This window comes from Aliinostoc maniaoense, assembly GCF_058172895.1.
In genome coordinates, this window is sequence record NZ_CP187952.1 from 2,851,657 (window position 1) to 2,868,867 (window position 17,211).

General features: G+C 39.5%; 13 protein-coding genes. 7 read left to right on the plus strand and 6 right to left on the minus strand.

Going from position 1 to position 17,211, the window contains the following annotated elements:
* The first annotated feature begins 39 nt into the window (after positions 1 to 39).
* Genes ACPZ3T_RS12590 through ACPZ3T_RS12610 form a run of 5 tightly spaced genes read left to right on the plus strand, consistent with a single transcriptional unit; the run spans position 40 to position 5,076 of the window.
* A complete protein-coding gene (locus ACPZ3T_RS12590; RefSeq protein WP_490276699.1) occupies positions 40 to 1,077 on the plus strand; it encodes a glycosyltransferase in 1,038 nt (345 codons plus the stop codon).
* Positions 1,061 to 2,251 (plus strand): glycosyltransferase, encoded by a 1,191-nt coding sequence (locus tag ACPZ3T_RS12595; RefSeq protein ID WP_490276700.1) that lies wholly within the window; start codon positions 1,061 to 1,063, stop codon positions 2,249 to 2,251. The genes ACPZ3T_RS12590 and ACPZ3T_RS12595 overlap by 17 nt, the downstream gene beginning before the upstream one ends.
* Positions 2,241 to 3,002 carry an FkbM family methyltransferase gene (locus ACPZ3T_RS12600; protein WP_490276701.1) on the plus strand — a complete coding sequence of 254 codons (762 nt, stop codon included), beginning with the start codon at positions 2,241 to 2,243 and terminating at the stop codon, positions 3,000 to 3,002. The genes ACPZ3T_RS12595 and ACPZ3T_RS12600 overlap by 11 nt, the downstream gene beginning before the upstream one ends.
* A 58-nt stretch (positions 3,003 to 3,060) precedes the next feature.
* Complete coding sequence (locus ACPZ3T_RS12605) at positions 3,061 to 3,843, plus strand: glycosyltransferase family 2 protein (protein WP_490276702.1); 783 nt, start codon at positions 3,061 to 3,063, stop codon at positions 3,841 to 3,843.
* Between the two features lie 18 nt (positions 3,844 to 3,861).
* The gene (locus ACPZ3T_RS12610; RefSeq protein ID WP_490276703.1) at positions 3,862 to 5,076 is read left to right on the plus strand and encodes a glycosyltransferase family 4 protein; all 1,215 of its coding nucleotides are present in this window, start codon (positions 3,862 to 3,864) and stop codon (positions 5,074 to 5,076) included.
* 15 nt (positions 5,077 to 5,091) lie between these two features.
* Here ACPZ3T_RS12610 and ACPZ3T_RS12615 read toward each other — a convergent pair whose 3' ends face one another.
* From ACPZ3T_RS12615 to ACPZ3T_RS12625, 3 genes are all read right to left on the minus strand, one after another.
* Positions 5,092 to 7,614, minus strand: coding sequence for an AAA-type ATPase lid domain-containing protein (locus ACPZ3T_RS12615; RefSeq protein WP_490276704.1), 2,523 nt, complete (start codon positions 7,612 to 7,614; stop codon positions 5,092 to 5,094).
* 370 nt (positions 7,615 to 7,984) lie between these two features.
* Positions 7,985 to 9,124 carry an AI-2E family transporter gene (locus ACPZ3T_RS12620; protein ID WP_490276705.1) on the minus strand — a complete coding sequence of 380 codons (1,140 nt, stop codon included), beginning with the start codon at positions 9,122 to 9,124 and terminating at the stop codon, positions 7,985 to 7,987.
* 90 nt (positions 9,125 to 9,214) lie between these two features.
* Positions 9,215 to 9,394 carry a hypothetical protein gene (locus ACPZ3T_RS12625; RefSeq protein WP_490276706.1) on the minus strand — a complete coding sequence of 60 codons (180 nt, stop codon included), beginning with the start codon at positions 9,392 to 9,394 and terminating at the stop codon, positions 9,215 to 9,217.
* A 333-nt stretch (positions 9,395 to 9,727) separates the two neighbouring features.
* Here ACPZ3T_RS12625 and ftsH point away from each other — a divergent pair, with 333 nt between their 5' ends.
* A complete protein-coding gene (ftsH, locus tag ACPZ3T_RS12630; RefSeq protein WP_490277208.1) occupies positions 9,728 to 11,662 on the plus strand; it encodes an ATP-dependent zinc metalloprotease FtsH in 1,935 nt (644 codons plus the stop codon).
* Between the two features lie 170 nt (positions 11,663 to 11,832).
* Here ftsH and ACPZ3T_RS12635 read toward each other — a convergent pair whose 3' ends face one another.
* The 3 genes from ACPZ3T_RS12635 to ACPZ3T_RS12645 all read right to left on the minus strand — a co-directional run bounded on the left by ACPZ3T_RS12635 (position 11,833) and on the right by ACPZ3T_RS12645 (position 15,471).
* Complete coding sequence (locus ACPZ3T_RS12635) at positions 11,833 to 12,876, minus strand: cysteine hydrolase family protein (protein ID WP_490276707.1); 1,044 nt, start codon at positions 12,874 to 12,876, stop codon at positions 11,833 to 11,835.
* A 516-nt stretch (positions 12,877 to 13,392) separates the two neighbouring features.
* Positions 13,393 to 14,190, minus strand: a complete 798-nt coding sequence (locus tag ACPZ3T_RS12640) for a hypothetical protein (RefSeq protein WP_490276708.1) — start codon at positions 14,188 to 14,190, stop codon at positions 13,393 to 13,395.
* A gap of 39 nt (positions 14,191 to 14,229) precedes the next feature.
* Positions 14,230 to 15,471, minus strand: a complete 1,242-nt coding sequence (locus ACPZ3T_RS12645) for a hypothetical protein (protein WP_490276709.1) — start codon at positions 15,469 to 15,471, stop codon at positions 14,230 to 14,232.
* Positions 15,472 to 15,800: 329 nt separating this feature from the next.
* On the opposite strand from ACPZ3T_RS12645, the gene ACPZ3T_RS12650 reads away from it, so the two are divergent.
* Positions 15,801 to 17,210 carry a sensor histidine kinase gene (locus ACPZ3T_RS12650; protein WP_490276710.1) on the plus strand — a complete coding sequence of 470 codons (1,410 nt, stop codon included), beginning with the start codon at positions 15,801 to 15,803 and terminating at the stop codon, positions 17,208 to 17,210.
* Position 17,211 lies beyond the last annotated feature (1 nt).

Here is a 17,211-nt window from a genome sequence, read left to right on the forward strand (position 1 = left end):
TTGATACACTCTCTTTGCGATTTTGAAAAGTGTGATGAAGTGGTTGCTATTCCTAGAATTGTTGTTGATAAGATTGAAAATTTGCCTGAAAAACTCACATATATTACTTCAGGACTGGACGGTAAGTTTGCTTATATTCGTACCATTATTCAAACCATAAAATCTAACCCAAAATTCGATTTAATTATCTGCGGCCATCTTTATATGCTACCACTGGCTTGGTTCGTTAAACTGTGGACAAAAGCACCTATCCTGTTAGAAATATATGGCATAGAAGCCTGGAAACCTCATGGCAAACTAGTTAACTATTGCCTGAGAGCAGTAGATTGTATTGTCTCGATTAGTCAAATTACAATGGATCGGTTTCAATCTTGGGCAAATATAACCAAGGCACAACAGTTTTTACTCCCAAATGCAATTGATATTGGCCAGTATAGACATAATGATCACAGTTATAAACTTATTTCCAAATATGGACTGAATGGTAAAACAGTTTTGATGACATTGGGACGTTTAGACTCTTATGAACGATGTAAGGGATTTGATGAAGTAATCGATTTGCTACCACAATTGAGTGAACTGATTCCTAATTTAGTCTACGTAATAGTGGGTGAAGGATTAGATAGAGAAAGATTAGAAGCGAAAGTGCGATCGCTAAATCTTAGAGAACAAGTGATTTTCACAGGATTTGTTGCCGAAGTTGAAAAAGCTGACTACTATCGCCTAGCAGATGCTTATGTAATGCCAAGCAAGGGAGAAGGATTTGGCTTTGTTTTTTTAGAAGCAATGGCTTGCGGCATTCCTGTAGTGGCGAGTAAAGTTGATGGCAGTCGGGAGGCAGTACGCAATGGTTTACTAGGCATTTTGGTTAACCCTGAAGACCTAGAAGAAGTTAAGTCTGGAATTCTAGAAGCCTTACAGCGTCCCAAAGGAGTTATACCTCAAGGATTAGACTATTTTTCTTATGAAAATTTTGAACGCAGGTGTCACGATATTTGCACGCAAATATTGGCAACTTACAAACGAGAGGTTTTATCTGCAAAACCACAATTAAATAATCATGTCAAATCAACTTAAAATTCTTCATTACATTCCGGTTTATGCCCCAGCTTGGAAATTTGGGGGACCTGTTCTCAGTGTTAGCCAACTTTGTGAAGGACTAGCCGCCCTTGGTCATGAAATAGAAGTATTTACCTCTAATGCTGGGCTAGAAAACCAATTAGAATTACCCCTCAACCAGCCAGTCATCCGTAATGGAGTCAAAGTCACATATTTTCAGCAACAACCAGGAATGGGTATTCATTCCCCAGGTATGGAACAAGCAGTTACAGCGAGAGCTAAAGAGTTTGACATTATCCATATCACAGGTGTTTGGCAGCGCACCAGTGGAGCAGCTTGCAAAGCCGCAAAAAATCAAGGTGTTCCCTATGTTGTTTCCCCTAGAGGCGCGCTTGGGCCTTATTCTTGGCAGCAGAAAACAGCTAAAAAAATACTGTATTATCTCTGGCAAGAAAATTTTAATGTGACAAATGCAGCTGGCATCCACTACACTAGCAAGCAAGAATTACAAGAGTGTCGTTGGCTACAATTACTAGGAAAAACTTTTATTGTTCCTAATGGATTAAACACTGAATTTTGGCAACCAGCCTTAGAAGAAGCAAAAGTATGGCGTAAATCTCAAAACCTTAGTGAAGATGACTTTGTACTTTTGAATGTAGGCCGTCTCCACCACAAAAAAGGTTTAGATTTATTACCGCAAGCTTTAACACCCTTACGACATCTCAACTGGCGAATGGTTTTTGTTGGTGGTGATGACGATGGCACTAAAAAACAATTACAGCAGCAGTTTCAATCTGCAAACCTATTAGACAAAGTCATCTTTATAGAAAGATGCGAACCAAAAGAATTGCCAGCAATATACTCTGCTGCTAATTTATTCGTCTTGCCCAGTCGTCATGAAAATTTTGGGAATGTAGTTGTTGAGTCTTTAGCCTGTGGATGTCCGGTTTTAATTTCCGACAAAGTGGGACTACATAATGAGGTTGCTGAAGGTGGAGTGGGGTGGGTACGTTCTAGAGTTGCATCAGAGTGGACTGAGGCTATTGGGGAATTGATTAAAGTTCCTCAAAACATACAAGCAGTAATATCTGAATCAAGAGTATGGGTCAAGACTATGTTTTCAATTGCAAACACTTCTTTGCAAGTATCAAATCATTACATTAGTATTATTGGAGAAGATTGTGCTAAATAATTTGAATCGGTTTATTAAAGAATTATTGCTAGTTCAGAAAATTCTACCTTCATCTTTGTATGTTCGTTGGTTATCTGGGGTATTTAAACATTTTAATATAGTCTTAAAAACTAGAAGTTTAGGAATTGTAGATAAAATTTTTGGTGAATCATTTGACGTTTGTTTTAATGGAAATAAACTTCATTTCGATAATTTAGGATTTGGAGTAGTTAGGGAAATTTACGGTCATTTTTGTTATACAAAAAAGGGTAAATTAAGGGAAGCAAAAAATATTTTGGATTTAGGCGCAAATGGAGGTGCATTTACTGTTTTTGCTCTATTAGAAGCACCTCATGCACAAGTTTACGCTATAGAAGCAAAATCAGAATTTATTGATATTATACATAATAATATAAAACAAAACGGATATGAAAATCGTGTTGTAACTCAATGTGCTGTAGTTGGTGGTTTTTATGATGATTGGACACAATCTTTACTAGAATCAAATCCTCATATAAAAACATTTAATATTTATGAATATTTAGACAATGTAGGATATTGTGATTTTTTAAAATGTGATGTTGAAGGCGGTGAATTTTATCTATTTAAAGGAGATTTATCTTGGACTAAATCTGTTAAAAATATGGCATTAGAATATCATCCAGATAAAGGTAATGTTGATGAATTGGAAGAAACTTTAAAATCACAAGGATTTACAGTCAAGCGTGCAGATCATGGAAAACTAGGTTACTTTTATTGTACAAGAGATTAATTATATATGAATTATGATATTCAGTGCAATTATTCTAACAAAAGATGAAGTTTGTAATTTGAAACGATGTATCGATTCTTTACAGTGGTGTCAAGAAATTATTGTTGTAGACTCAGGTAGCACTGACGGCACAATACAGTTAGCGGAATCATTAGGAATTAAAGTTTTTACTCATATTCAAAACCCACCATTCCAAATTTCTGAACAACGTAACTGGGCTTTAAAAAATTGTCAATTAAAGGGTGAATGGGTACTTTTTTTGGATGCCGATGAAATTATTCCACCCAATTTAGCAACAGAAATTCAGCGTGTATGTTCTGAAAATAATCAACAATACAATGCTTACGAACTGCCTGCCCGTTATATATTTTGGGGTAAATGGCTCAAGCTTACACAAGGATATCCTAATTGGCATTCTCGGTTACTCAAACTAGGCGAAGTCACTTTCACAGGTGGAGTTTGGGAATACTTTTCTGCTGGTGCTAAAGTTGGCAGAATTAACCTTCCTTACGATCACTATGCTAACTCTAAAGGATTTGGAGATTGGTTAGAACGGCATAATCGCTATTCTTCTTGGGATGCTCAAAAAGTTGTGGAATTTTTAGAAACAGGTGAATCTACTGCTTTAGGAACTGAACGTAAATTAAAACTTAGATTACTCGCAGCTAAACTTTGGGTTCTGCGTCCTATTGCTAGGTTCATACAAATGTATTTTATAAGGTTAGGTTTTTTAGAAGGAATAACGGCTCTGATTTTCTGTCTACTTTATGCCATGTATGAGTTTATGACAGTGGTAAAAATCATAGAACTGAGACGTAAAAAATCTGGATTACCTCTTTAATAATTCCACAATAAATACATGGAAAAAATTACAGAAAACCTGACAATTATTACGCAATACTTTTACCCTAGCCATGCTGCTACTGCTCAACTCATGACTGATTTAGCCACAGGGATTTCCCAAAAAGGCTATGAGGTCAATATATTTACAGGTTCTCATATAGATAACACTGAACTTGAATTATCCTATCAAATCAAAGTTTACCGCGCCTTTTCTCCTATCACGGCTAGCACTAGCATTTTCAGTAAAGTTATTAGTTCAATATTTTTTCTTTTAGGTGCTTTAAAATATGTAGCATTATCCGTACCCAATACTACCCATTTACTGATCGCTTCTAATCCACCATATGCTGGAATTATAGGGACTATATTTAAAATTTTTCGCAGAGGTAAATATTATTTTTTACTTCAAGATATCTTTCCAGAGTCGGCTGTAATGTCTGGCATTTTTCAAAAAAATAGTTTTTTATTTGTTTTTTTTAGCCAATTATTATACTTAACGTATCAATATGCTGATGAAATTATATTACTCAGCAGTTCTATGCAGTGCTTTTTAGAAAAAAAATATCCTGAATTACAAGCCAAAATAAAAGTCATTGAAAACTGGGCAGTAGAAGATATCACTAATTGTGATAAACAAAAAAATGAGTTTGCCAAACAGCATGATATTGATAAAGTTTTCACAGTTTTATACTCTGGTAATTTGGGTAGACTGCATGATATTGAAACCATTACTGAAGCAGCCAAAATCCTGAAGGATACGTCTATTCAATTTGTCTTTATTGGTGATGGAGCGAAAACTCAATTAGTTGAACAAGCAATTCAAACTCACAAACTCAAAAATATTCTTTTATTACCTTACCAGCCTAGAGAATTACTTCCCTTATCCCTTACAGCCTGTGACATCTCCATTGTTAGCCTAATTTCTGGAGCAGAGTCGATTGTTGCACCTTCTAAACTCTACGGAATGTTAGCCGCAGGACGGGGAATTATTGCTATATCTTCACCCGATTCATACATTGACCAATTATTAATAAATTCTGGTTGTGGGATTAATACCCCTCCTAATAACCCGCAACGCCTTGCTGATGTCATCAATGAATTAGCTAGCGATAGTGCAAGAGTTCGGTTGATGGGAGAAAAAGCACGTCAAATTTACGAAAATAAATATACTTTTAAACGTGCGCTGGCTGAATATGAAAACCTCATATTTGGTATTGAATCAAATCTCTAAAATTAAGCTTACTCATCACACAATTATCATCCACATACTCACACCCAAAGCGATCGCGGCTAGATGTTGCCATAGTATAGCTCTCAATGGTTGTCGGGCTATCTTTTGCGTCAATATAATTGTCAACAACACTGCAAAAATCAAAGTCGCACCTTGTAAAAAAGCAATCACGGCTGGATGTGCTACTAATATTGGTAGTTGTTCACCACTGATACCAAAAGTAGCAAACGTCACAGGTAAAATCTTGCCCCCTTCACCCAAACCTAAACGTAGGTAATGAGCTAAATTACCTCCCAATACCAGAGGTAAATAACCATAGGCGAGTTCAATAAATCGTCGGGGTTTGCGGACAATATGGAATAGTTTCATACAACCATAAGCAGCAACCACAACCGCCGTAGGAATGATTAAAGCTAACAGCGAGATTCCCAAATGTAGCCAAAACTGACTTAAATTTAACTGTAATCCTAACCAAGTTTGCAACTCTGGTAAACGATGTAAATAGATACCCCCCAACAGTAACAACAACAAAGCAACTTCATAGTTGCGGGGTGCATGAGTTGTCCACAATTCAATTCCTGGAGGACGCAAGTTAAATTCTACAGAACGATGGGGACAGGCTTTTAAACAAGTCATGCACAACACACAATCTCGATTATCTTCTAACTGTGCTGGATGGGAATATAAAGGACAGCCATCAGTTTCCATTCCTTCGCCTTTTGCTGCACCACCTTTATAACATTGATAAGTATTACAACTAGCAGAACAAATTCCCTGTTGCGCCCTTAGTTCCGTCATGGAAAGTTTAGCAAATAAACCATTCATGCCGCCAATGGGACAAAGATAGCGACACCAAAACCGTCTTTCAAACAGAGCCGAAAAAATCATTGCCCCGGCGGTAATTAATAATAGTAAACAAGCGGAAAGATAGGCAGTATTTTCTAAATTCCAGAGTTCTTCCCAGAGAAAAATTAAGGTAAATAAACCAAATAAAAACCAGCCGCCCCATTTTTCAGCCTTCTCTCTTGGCCACCGTTGCAGTTGGCGAGGAAATAGCCACAAAGATAATTTTTGGGTGATTTCGCCGTAAATCATAAACGGACAAACAGCACACCACACCCGCCCAACAAAGGGAAAGATGAATAAAGAAATAGGCCACCACCAAGCCCAAAATAAATTTAAAGCGAAATTGCGATCGCGTGTTTGTGGCCCAACAAATAATACACCCACAACTAAGGCAAAAACCACCACAGTAAAACCATAGTTGATTTTATCTGGCCACCAATCACTCCGCAAAAATCGCCGCAACCGAGGATAAGCATTCAACAGATTTACCCGAAATTGCTTTTTCTTAGGATCAGCAGCCCAGAAAATTTCTTCTGTTAACTCCCTTCCCTTACCAACTTGGACAATTGCCCGTTCTACAAGGTTCTTCAACTCCTTGAGATTTCCAGGGAAATCATAGGACTGGAGGCGACGTAAAGCTTCTGGGGTAATGTGGGGTTTAGGTAATCCCCGCGATCGCACATACAAACTAGTGTAATATTCTACCTGAGCTTGAATATCAGCCTTTCGCACTCGTAGCGGCGGCACTTTAATAATATGTCCTACACAGCGTTCAATTTGGGACTGGGCTTTTTCAGAAACTATCAAAATTCTGGCTTTGCTGGTGCGGGGTGTAGCTATTGCTTCTCCAGGACGAGTTACAGGGGTGTATGTCCCGGTTTTGAGTAACTCCGCTACTGTCGGTAATAACTCTGAGGGTAAATCTTGAATATTGTTTAAAATTAGACTTCCTTCCCCTAGCCATGCCAATAGTCCCGGTTTGCCCTCAGCACGTCCGAATAAATCTGCACCGCTAGTTTGCAAAATCCCACAATTAACTTTAATAATTGGTTCACGACGTTTGGGGGAACTAAAATGAATCAGAGCCGCAATATTATCTTTCTCTAAACCTGGTTCGCCGAAAATTTCCACAGATTTCCTATCAGATGCCGCCTGACGAATTTGTTCGCGCAACCGCACCGCATAGCGACTTGTACCCACAATTCCCCGTTGTGCTTTGGTGACTAAATAAGGGCGCAAAGCTATAGCCCGTTCTTGTTCATAACTTAACGCCGATGTCACCAGTGCTAATTCCTGCGCCAGTTGTCGAGAAACAGCGTGAGTAATTTCGGGATACTGACTAACTAAAGTGCGAAACTCAGCCGCCGGCACAACCCAGACATGAGATTCTGTAACAGCAGTAATTGTGTATGGCGTTAACTCATTTAAAAGTAATTCCTTGAGGTGAATAACTGCACCTGGAAGGAAGCCACAGGGAAAAACAGGATGATTTTTATTAGTAATATCAGTTTCTAGTTGACCATCAACCAGAATATAAACTGCTGTGGGGGGATGCCCTTCTGGAATGAGGCTACTTCCCTGGGGTATGACTTGTTCTTGAATCAGGGGAGCGATCGCATTTAGCACTTCTGATGAGAGAATGCCTAAAGTTGTACGCTCCTGTAGCCAGATCACCTTGTCTGGAGATGTCATAATCATTCCCCCCTGTTACCTGTTTGCTATATAACAGGAATTATCCCTAAAAACAACTGCCTCATGGATTTATCAGACTTGCCTAATCTTTCTGTGCCTGTAGTGCTTTTGGGTTTAATAGTGCTGGCGGCAGTGTTTTTTAGTTGTAGGCACACAAGGTAGAGCAAGAAATCAATCGCTGGTTTTGCTCAAGTGAATTAGCTTGTAGTCAGGGCTTTAGCCCTTAAGAGAGGACTAAAGTCCCTACTACAAACCTTGAATTATTCACGCCGTTCTACTTATATATGAAATTGATGATACAGCATTAATAGTTCTTTTAGTTCATTGTCAGCACCGCAAGGAAGTTTATAGAAAGTAATTGATGAAATAACTAATCTTCTTGAGATACAACATCATCATTGAAATTATTAATTTGTTTCTCCTGTGTGTCATCTTCACCAACTTCACGAGACTCGGAAACTATCACTAACTCAGTTTCTTGAGTATGCTGATTTCCCCATTCATCTAAAACATCTTTAATTAATACTTCTTGTACCCAAATTTTAGCGACAACAGTTAATGGCAACGCTAAAAATAAGCCTAAAAAGCCGAAGAAAGTCACAAAGAATAATTGAGAAATTAATGTCACTGCTGGCAGCAACGAAACTTGTTGTGCCATGACATAAGGGGTAATAAAATTACTTTCTGCCTGTTGAATGATAAAGTATAAAATCAAGACAGCAACAGCTTTCCAAGGATTATCTAAAAGCGCGATCGCCATTGCTGGCACTACGCTCATTGTGGGGCCAAGATTGGGAATTAAATTTAAAAATCCTGCTAACACACCTAAAGCTAAAGCGGCCTTGACGTGTAGAATTGACAAGCCAACTACACTCATCAATCCCACTACACCCATCGCAATTAGTGCGCCTGTTACCCATCCTTCTAAGGAAAGTTCGCACTTATCTAAAATACCCTCGACACGACGGCGATAAAATGAAGGAAATAACCTGATAAATACTCTGCGGTAAGCCAAGGGGTCAACTAATAACATTCCCGTTAACACCAAGACTAATAATACCTTTAAAACAACTTCTAAAGAACCAGAAACAAAAGCAAAAGAACTTCCTAAAACACGATTCACAAAAGGTTGTGCTTGTTGAATGAGACTATTAATATCCGGTATATAACTAACTAACTGGGGTGGGATTCTAGGTCTTAATTCATTTAACCAAGTATTTAAGCGGTTCAACCCTAAAGGTACGCGATAGGTCAGTTCTTGGAACTGCTGGGCAAAAGGTGGGACAATCAACCAGAAAAAGCCAATGAAAACAGCTAAAAATATAATCACCGACAGGAAAACAGCCAATCCCCGCTTGAGTCCTGCCCCTTGAAAACGCCTTGCTAGTCGATTTAAGGTAGTAGCCAAGACAACTGCGGCAAACATCAGTAGTAAAACTTCTTTGATTTGCCACAATATATATAACGATAGAACTATGGCGATTAAGCCGATCCATTGACCAAGGTTCACAGATTAACTCCCAGCTTTTGGCGTGACGCAGATTCCTAGCAGTTCCAGTAGGTTAGCTGATTTTTACCATTCTCGCCTAGGGGTTTTTAGTTAAGTTTGTTTTTGTGTTTGGAATCGCCATGCCAGAGCGATCGCTATAATCACTGTAGGTAACAAAACGATCATCAAAGCAATAGCGTCTGTAGCCGGAATCTCTACACTCGGAGCTACATACTTAATCAAACCCGATAACAACGCTGAGACTACCAGTAATTTCACAATAAAACTCATCTGATTAACCCTAAGAGTACGGCAATACACATTTTGCGGTGGGGTGTCCACTAATTTAAGCTGCATTATCTAGTATCTACAATAAATCTAGAACTACACAAACCTTTACAAAGTAGCAAGGGAAGGGGAGCAGGGGAGCAGGGGAGCAGGGAGCAGGGAGCAGGGGAGCAGGGGAGCAGGGAAGCAGGGGAGCAGGGGAGCAGGGGAACAGGGGAGCAGGGGAGACAAGGGAGACAAGGTAGAAATTTTATTCAATGCCCCATGCCCAATGCCCAATGCCCCATGCCCAATGCCCAATGCCCCATGCCCAATTACAATCGAGGTAATATCAAAATGCCAGTTGAAACCGATAATAATAAAAAAATTAAACCGCCTAGATTACGGCAGTTTGGTGGCAGTTTTTTGATTCTGCTGACCTTGCTGTTACTACTGAATTTTATTGTTCCTAGCTTTTTCGGACAGCGATCGCCTCAAGTCCCTTATAGTGATTTTATTGCTCAAGTGCAAGCTGGTAAGGTAGATCGGGCAATTGTGGGTGGCGATCGCATTCAGTATTCTATCAAAGGTGAAACACCAGAAGGTCAAGCCACTGAGCAGGTATTTACTACCACACCAGTAGCGATTGATTTAGATTTACCTAAAATTCTCCGGGAAAATCATGTCGAGTTTGCAGCACCCCCACCGAGCCAAAATGGTTGGATTGGGACTTTACTGAGCTGGGTTGCTCCTCCGTTGATTTTCTTTGGTATTTGGGCATTTTTAATCAATCGTCAAGGTGGTGGCCCGGCTGCGTTGACGGTAGGTAAAAGCAAAGCCCGAATTTATTCTGAAGGTAGTACCGGGGTAAAATTCCTTGATGTGGCTGGTGTGGATGAAGCTAAAGCAGAATTGGAAGAAATCGTTGATTTCCTCAAAAATGCTGGTAAATACACCAAATTAGGGGCAAAAATTCCTAAAGGCGTGTTGTTAGTTGGGCCACCCGGAACTGGTAAAACATTATTAGCAAAGGCGATCGCAGGTGAAGCTGGTGTACCATTCTTCAGTATCTCTGGTTCTGAGTTTATTGAATTATTTGTGGGTGTAGGTGCGGCGCGTGTCCGTGACTTGTTTGAACAAGCTAAAAAACAAGCCCCCTGTATTGTCTTCATCGATGAGTTAGACGCATTAGGTAAATCTCGTGGTGGTGCTGGTGGTTTTGTTGGCGGTAACGATGAACGAGAACAAACCCTCAATCAGTTACTTACAGAGATGGATGGCTTTGATGCCAACACAGGCGTAATTATCATCGCCGCTACCAACCGTCCTGAAGTGCTTGACCCTGCTTTACGCCGTCCTGGTCGCTTCGACCGTCAAGTTGTGGTTGACCGTCCTGATAAAATTGGTCGGGAAGCAATTCTCAATGTTCACGCCAGAAATGTCAAATTGGCTGATGATGTGGACTTGGGTAATATCGCCATCAAAACTCCCGGTTTTGCTGGTGCAGATTTAGCCAACCTCGTCAATGAAGCGGCTTTATTAGCAGCACGACAAAATCGCCAAGCCGTCGTTATGGCAGATTTTAATGAAGCCATTGAACGTTTAGTAGCTGGACTAGAAAAACGCTCTCGTGTTTTAAATGAAACCGAGAAAAAAACTGTAGCTTATCACGAAGTTGGTCATGCTATCGTTGGGGCGTTGATGCCTGGTGCTGGTAGAGTTGAAAAAATTTCCGTAGTTCCTCGCGGTGTTGGTGCTTTAGGTTATACAATTCAAATGCCGGAAGAAGACCGCTTCTTAATGATTGAAGACGAAATTCGTGGGCGCATTGCCACCTTATTAGGTGGACGTTCCGCAGAAGAAACCGTCTTTGGTAAAGTCTCCACCGGCGCAAGTGATGATATTCAAAAAGCCACCGACTTAGCGGAACGCTACGTTACCCTTTACGGGATGAGTGACCATTTAGGGCCTGTAGCCTTTGAGAAAATTCAACAACAATTTATTGAAGGTTATGGTAATCCTCGCCGTTCTATTAGTCCCAAAGTGGCTGAAGAAATTGACCGGGAAGTGAAGCAAATTGTAGATAATGCTCATCATATTGCCTTGAGTATCTTGCAATATAACCGTGATTTGTTAGAAGAAACAGCACAGGAATTATTGCAAAAAGAAATTCTCGAAGGTGCTGCACTCCGGGAACGTCTCCAGCAAGCTCAAACACCAGAAGAACTATCAGAATGGTTGCGGACAGGTAAATTGTCACTAGATAAACCCCTACTGCAAACACTCCTGTAAATGTTCGTAGTTAGGACTTTAGTCCTGCTTTCATGACTAAATTCCTGACTACAAACCCAACAATAAGTAAGTCGGTGCAATAAAACCAAACTATGTGAAGAAAAGTAAATAAGGCTCAAACTCTTTCTCCCCCTGCTCCCTGCCCCCTGCCTTATTCCAACAAGAATTATTTACGCCGACCTACTTAATTCTATAGATTCAGTGGATTTGATAATCTTCATCCCGGCGGCAGCAAATCGAGCAAATGCCGCATCTGCTTGTTCTGTATAGTCCACGACTCCCGGCACTACCACAGGGGAAGTACAATCTTCTAGTAAAAATATTTTTTGAGCCAGATTAGCATCTATTTGTTGAATTTCTGTTAATAAATCATCAATTGTCCAAGCTACACAGTGGCTTTTAGCTTGACCACCAATAATTACAGCATCAAATTCTAAAAGTTCTTGAATTAAGCGCGTGTTCTTATGCGCTAGTGGATTTTGATCAAAACTTTGCAATACTTCAGGACGTAAAACAGAATAATTTTCTGTTAACGGATTATCACCTTTAATTTCAAATTGTGTTTGACTGCGGCGAGCAATACAGTGGAAAAATATGGCTTCTTCCACCGCAGCAACTAAGGCATGACCAATGCCACCTAACATGGAATGATAAGGCCAAACTGTCAGAGGATATTTACCATCTTGACTCAGTTGCTTAACATAATGATAGGCGTGTTTTGTTAATAATTCATAGTTGTTATTAATACTATTAGTAATATCTGGGTTGACCTGCCAAATCCCATTTTCAATATCTGCTGGTGTGATACTAGTAGCGGCTGGTGTGGGATGTTCCCCTGCATTATTTATCCAAAAAATAGGATGAAAAATTTGCATTGCTGTATGGGTATCGAGGGTAGGAATAATTTTTGTAATTACGCCTAAATTATGATAAATAAATTCACATAATCGGCGATTATCATCTACTGCCCCTGTTCCCGATTTACCTCCAACAAATAATTCAAATTCAGGTATACAAAAAGTATTCTGCACATCAATTAATAATAAACAAATACGTTTTTGGTCAGTAGATGCAGGTGTAATATTATATTTTTCAGCCCATAGTTCTGCTGCTGCTGCGCGCTCCTGATATAGTACACGCCAGACTTCCCCTACTTTGTCAGGGTTGTAGTGAGTGGGTAATTGAGTAATGATTTGGTTGTTATTATCCGCCATTTCTGCCTCCAGCTTAACAGTTATCAGTTATCAGTTATCAGTTATCGGTAGGATGGGTCTGTGCGATAGAACCTAACTATACTCAGAAATTATTCATCCTGATGCACCCTACAGTTCAGAGATTTCTTATCTAGAAGTCAATACGGTTCAGTTAAGAGGAAAAGTAGGTTGGGTTGAGCGATAGCGAAACCCAACAAAGTCTTAAGAATGTTGGGTTTTGTTCCTCAACCCAACCTACACGAGATTTGATGTTTAGCCTTAACTGAACTGTATTGATCTAGAAGTACCTAACTGTTCACTTAAAAAATTATCCTCTGGCTTGTGGCCAAAGGATGTTTAATTACACCTCTAATAATTGTAAGTAAAACGAATTGCAAAAACCAAATATGTTAAGTAAGGTAAAAAACTAAGATTGAGTTCGTAGTAAGGACTTTAGTCCTGATTTGAGAACTAAAGTTCTTACTACAAACCTTCAATTATTTACCCTGTTCTACTTAGTCGTAGCATATCCAGTTTTTAACGCTTATTCAAAGCAGAGCGTAACTGTTTAAGAACCTTACCAATTTCTAAAAATTGTGGGTCTTTAGCCAATTTTTGCAGAACTTCAGGGCTACTTTCCATCACAATATTATTGTAAGCAGTAATAGCAGCATTTAACTTATTTAGATCCACACTGGGTTTAGCTGCATTTTGAGAAATTTTTGTTTTTAAATCTTTAACACCAGCAACTAACTCTACTGGTTTTAAAGACCCCATATCAAGACCAGATGTAGATGCTGATGACCTCCTAATCATACCCCGGAGAGCATTGAGTAGAGGTTGCATTGCTGATGGTGACACCCCTAAACTACTCAAATAAGTTTGTACCTGACTGATAGCCCCTTCTGCATTAGCACCACCCAGTAAAATAATGACAACAATATTAAATGTCGAATTAGAATTGCCTGCATCACTCAAAACATTACCACTATCACCATCATTACTTACTGTTGATGAATTATCATTTTCAGCTTGTTGTAATATCTCTTCAGCAGCGTCATTGACATCATTTTGAACTTCTGTTGAGGCACTAATATTAATGTCTGAATCACCAGTAGCACCATTGCTATTTACTTCTACATTTGCACCAGGAAAAGGTTCGGGAACTGGCTCTGATGTGTTAGGGCTAAGATTATCACCAGCTGAACTAGGAGAATCATCACTAGTGCCGGCTACATTAGCACCACCTGCATAGACTTTCACAGGCGCATTAACTAAACAAGTCAATAAAATGAATACCAAACCTAAACTAACGGGTAATTTTTGTTTTTTCATGACTATTGCTGCTAATTTAGTTCCAAAATAACTCAATATTTAAAACCGAAAAGTATAACCTCCACTCAAAGTAAATCCAAGACCAGTTGCAAAATTACTGGTGACATCTGTGAAAATAGTATTGATAACTATGGGAGTATCTCGAAATGGTGCAAAAGATGCTCCCATATTCAGACGATTTCCCGTCCAGCTACTCACTAAAGACATTTGTGGAATGACTCTTAGACCGACACTACCAAACACATTTACAGACTCATCACCTGCTTCTATTGCACCCTTAGAACGAAAGCTACCACTACCAAGACCTACAGAAACCGTTAGAGGTAATTTATTATTGGGGTTATCTGGTTGGAGTGCAAAGGACTTAGTAACTACCCCATAGATAGTATCTTGAGCATTCTTCGCATCTCCCCATTTGACAGCATTTGACCAACCCACAGCCACAGCTGTACCATCACTAAAATATTTGTGTAGCTTAAAACCTACACCGCCACTATCGCCAAAATCAAAAGTATTACCACCACCTACACTGGTAATGTTGACGTTAACTTCTAACCCTACAGATTTCACCGCATCACCTAAGCCAAAACCCAATGACAGTGAACCGTCTACCCTATCTTTATCTTCATCAAGAGGGAAACTTAAACCACCGCCTATATAGGCTTGGCGAAAACTTGCACCATAGGCGGAGGGAGTACCGGCAGATGAACCAGGCGCAGTGCGGAAACGTTTACCTACTTTCACAATTGGTTCAATTAACAGTTCTTGGCGTAGTTTATTCGTATCACCTAGGGTGTCACCTACAACTTCAGAAGAGTCTGTTTGTGCAATAATTTGAGTTTGATGTTGCGGCTGTAATTCCTCGTTTGATGTTAATAAATTTGGTTCTAAGTTTTCTTTGATTCCTGCGGTTGAATGAGTAGAGAACATTTGTGCAGTACCAATATCAATAAATTCTGGTGTCTGCATATTTTGACTTGCTAGTTTATTAGCAAAAGTCATTTCTGGTAGGGAAGAGGGAATCTCTAAAGCCTCGATATTGGCATCAGATACAGAATCAGTTTCAGTGCTAGTGTAATCGCTATTAGTAGTGGATAAACTTAGATGTGAATCACCAACAACACGCTCTGATGCTTGTGCTAATGGCAATGAAACAAAGGTTAAACCTATTAAAGTGACTAAACCTGTGCCGAATTTCAAGTAAATATATTTGATAAATTTCACTTGAAAAATAGCAAGATTGCGAATAATTCTATGTTTTTGTTTATGTTTGGCAATCACTGTAATATTCCTTAATATTTTTACTAAAAAACACAGACGCAAGAGGAATTTATACTCACGACATCGTCAGAGCAAACCGTATTTTTACTGTTTTAGTTCATATTTAGCTTTTAGTCTTCAGGGGATATGGGGAAACTCAGCTATTAAGCCTTTAAGAGACTGCCAACTAAAAAAATAGACAATTGCTTTGGTGAGCAAGGGAGATACAGAAAATAGGATCTGAGTAAATTGGATAATTTATTTTGTGGAAATCCCTAAAATAAGTTTCATCTGTAACGGAACAGTCTCAGGATTATTATTGGCTGAGATTTTCAACTGAGGTAAATCAAATGTTCCAAGCTACTCGTCGTCGTCTGGCTATTTGGTACACTGCTGTAACTGCGGTATTACTTTTACTATTTGCTAGTGGTGTGTATTTATATGTCCGTAATACTTTAGTAGAGCGTATTGACGATACCCTAAATCATGTAGTGGAAATAATTGAGCGATCGCTAGTTATCGAACGAGCCAACAATGAGCTTGAACCATTCCGTATTAATGTAGAAGCGAGTTTCCGTAATAATGCTGAGACGGTAGAAGATGACCACATTGATTTAGAGTGGTTTAGTCCTACGGGGGAATTAATTTGGTCTACTTTTTCTGAACCTCTTAATATTCCCATACATAGCGATCGCACTGGTGAAACTGTACGCATAGTTAAACCAGAAAGATGGGAAAACCGAGAATCTCCTAATTCCCCTCTTCTATTACGGCAAGTCACCCAACGGGTAGAAATTGGACGACAAGTTTTAGGCTATCTGCGAGTGAGTCATCCTTGGTTTGAAGTCACAAAACCTAGTCGTCAATTAATTTTTGACTTGGCTTTGGGTACAGGGTTAATGGTAGTGTCTGTAGCTGCTAGCGGTTGGTTTCTTTCCGGTAAGGCAATGCAACCCGTCGGTGAGTCTTACCAACGGCTGAAACAATTTACGGCTGATGCTTCCCATGAGTTGAGAAGTCCCATCACTCTCATTCAAACTAATGTGCAAGTGGCGTTAAGTGATTTGGAGTTAACTCAAACCGAGGCTAGTCTTGCTCAAAATTATCGCCAACAGTTAAAGGTAGTAGAACGACTAACACAACGTTTGGGTAGATTAGTTAATGATTTATTGTTCCTAGCACGTCAAGACGGTGGCATGAGCAAAGATGACTTTACAGCTTGTCCTGTGGATGCTTTGCTGATGGAGGTAGTAGAGGAACAACAACTTCTAGCCACAGAAAAAACTATTAAGCTCAATTTACATTTAGTTGACCCTTCCGCTTCTGAAATTAGCCCAGAATTGTCAGAAAATTGGTTTACACTCTGGGGTAACTGGGATCAATTAGTGCGTTTATTCACGAATTTGATTGGCAATGCTTTGCAATATACCCCAGCAGGTGGTGAGGTGAATGTTGAACTAGCCAGAATAGATAGGATGCGTTACAACAGTCTCCCTGGTTTGCAAATTAGAGTCAGTGATACTGGCGTAGGTATTCCCCCTGAAGCTTTACCTCGATTATTCGACCGTTTTTATCGAGTCGATCCTGCACGCACCCATAAAACAGGACATCATACTACAGACACTGCTACAGGTTCAGGATTGGGATTAGCGATCGCTCAAGCTATCGTAGAACATCACCACGGTCAAATTCAAGTAGAAAGCACTTTAAGTCAGGGTACAACTTTTATTGTTACTTTACCAGTCACTCTTGAGTCTTAAT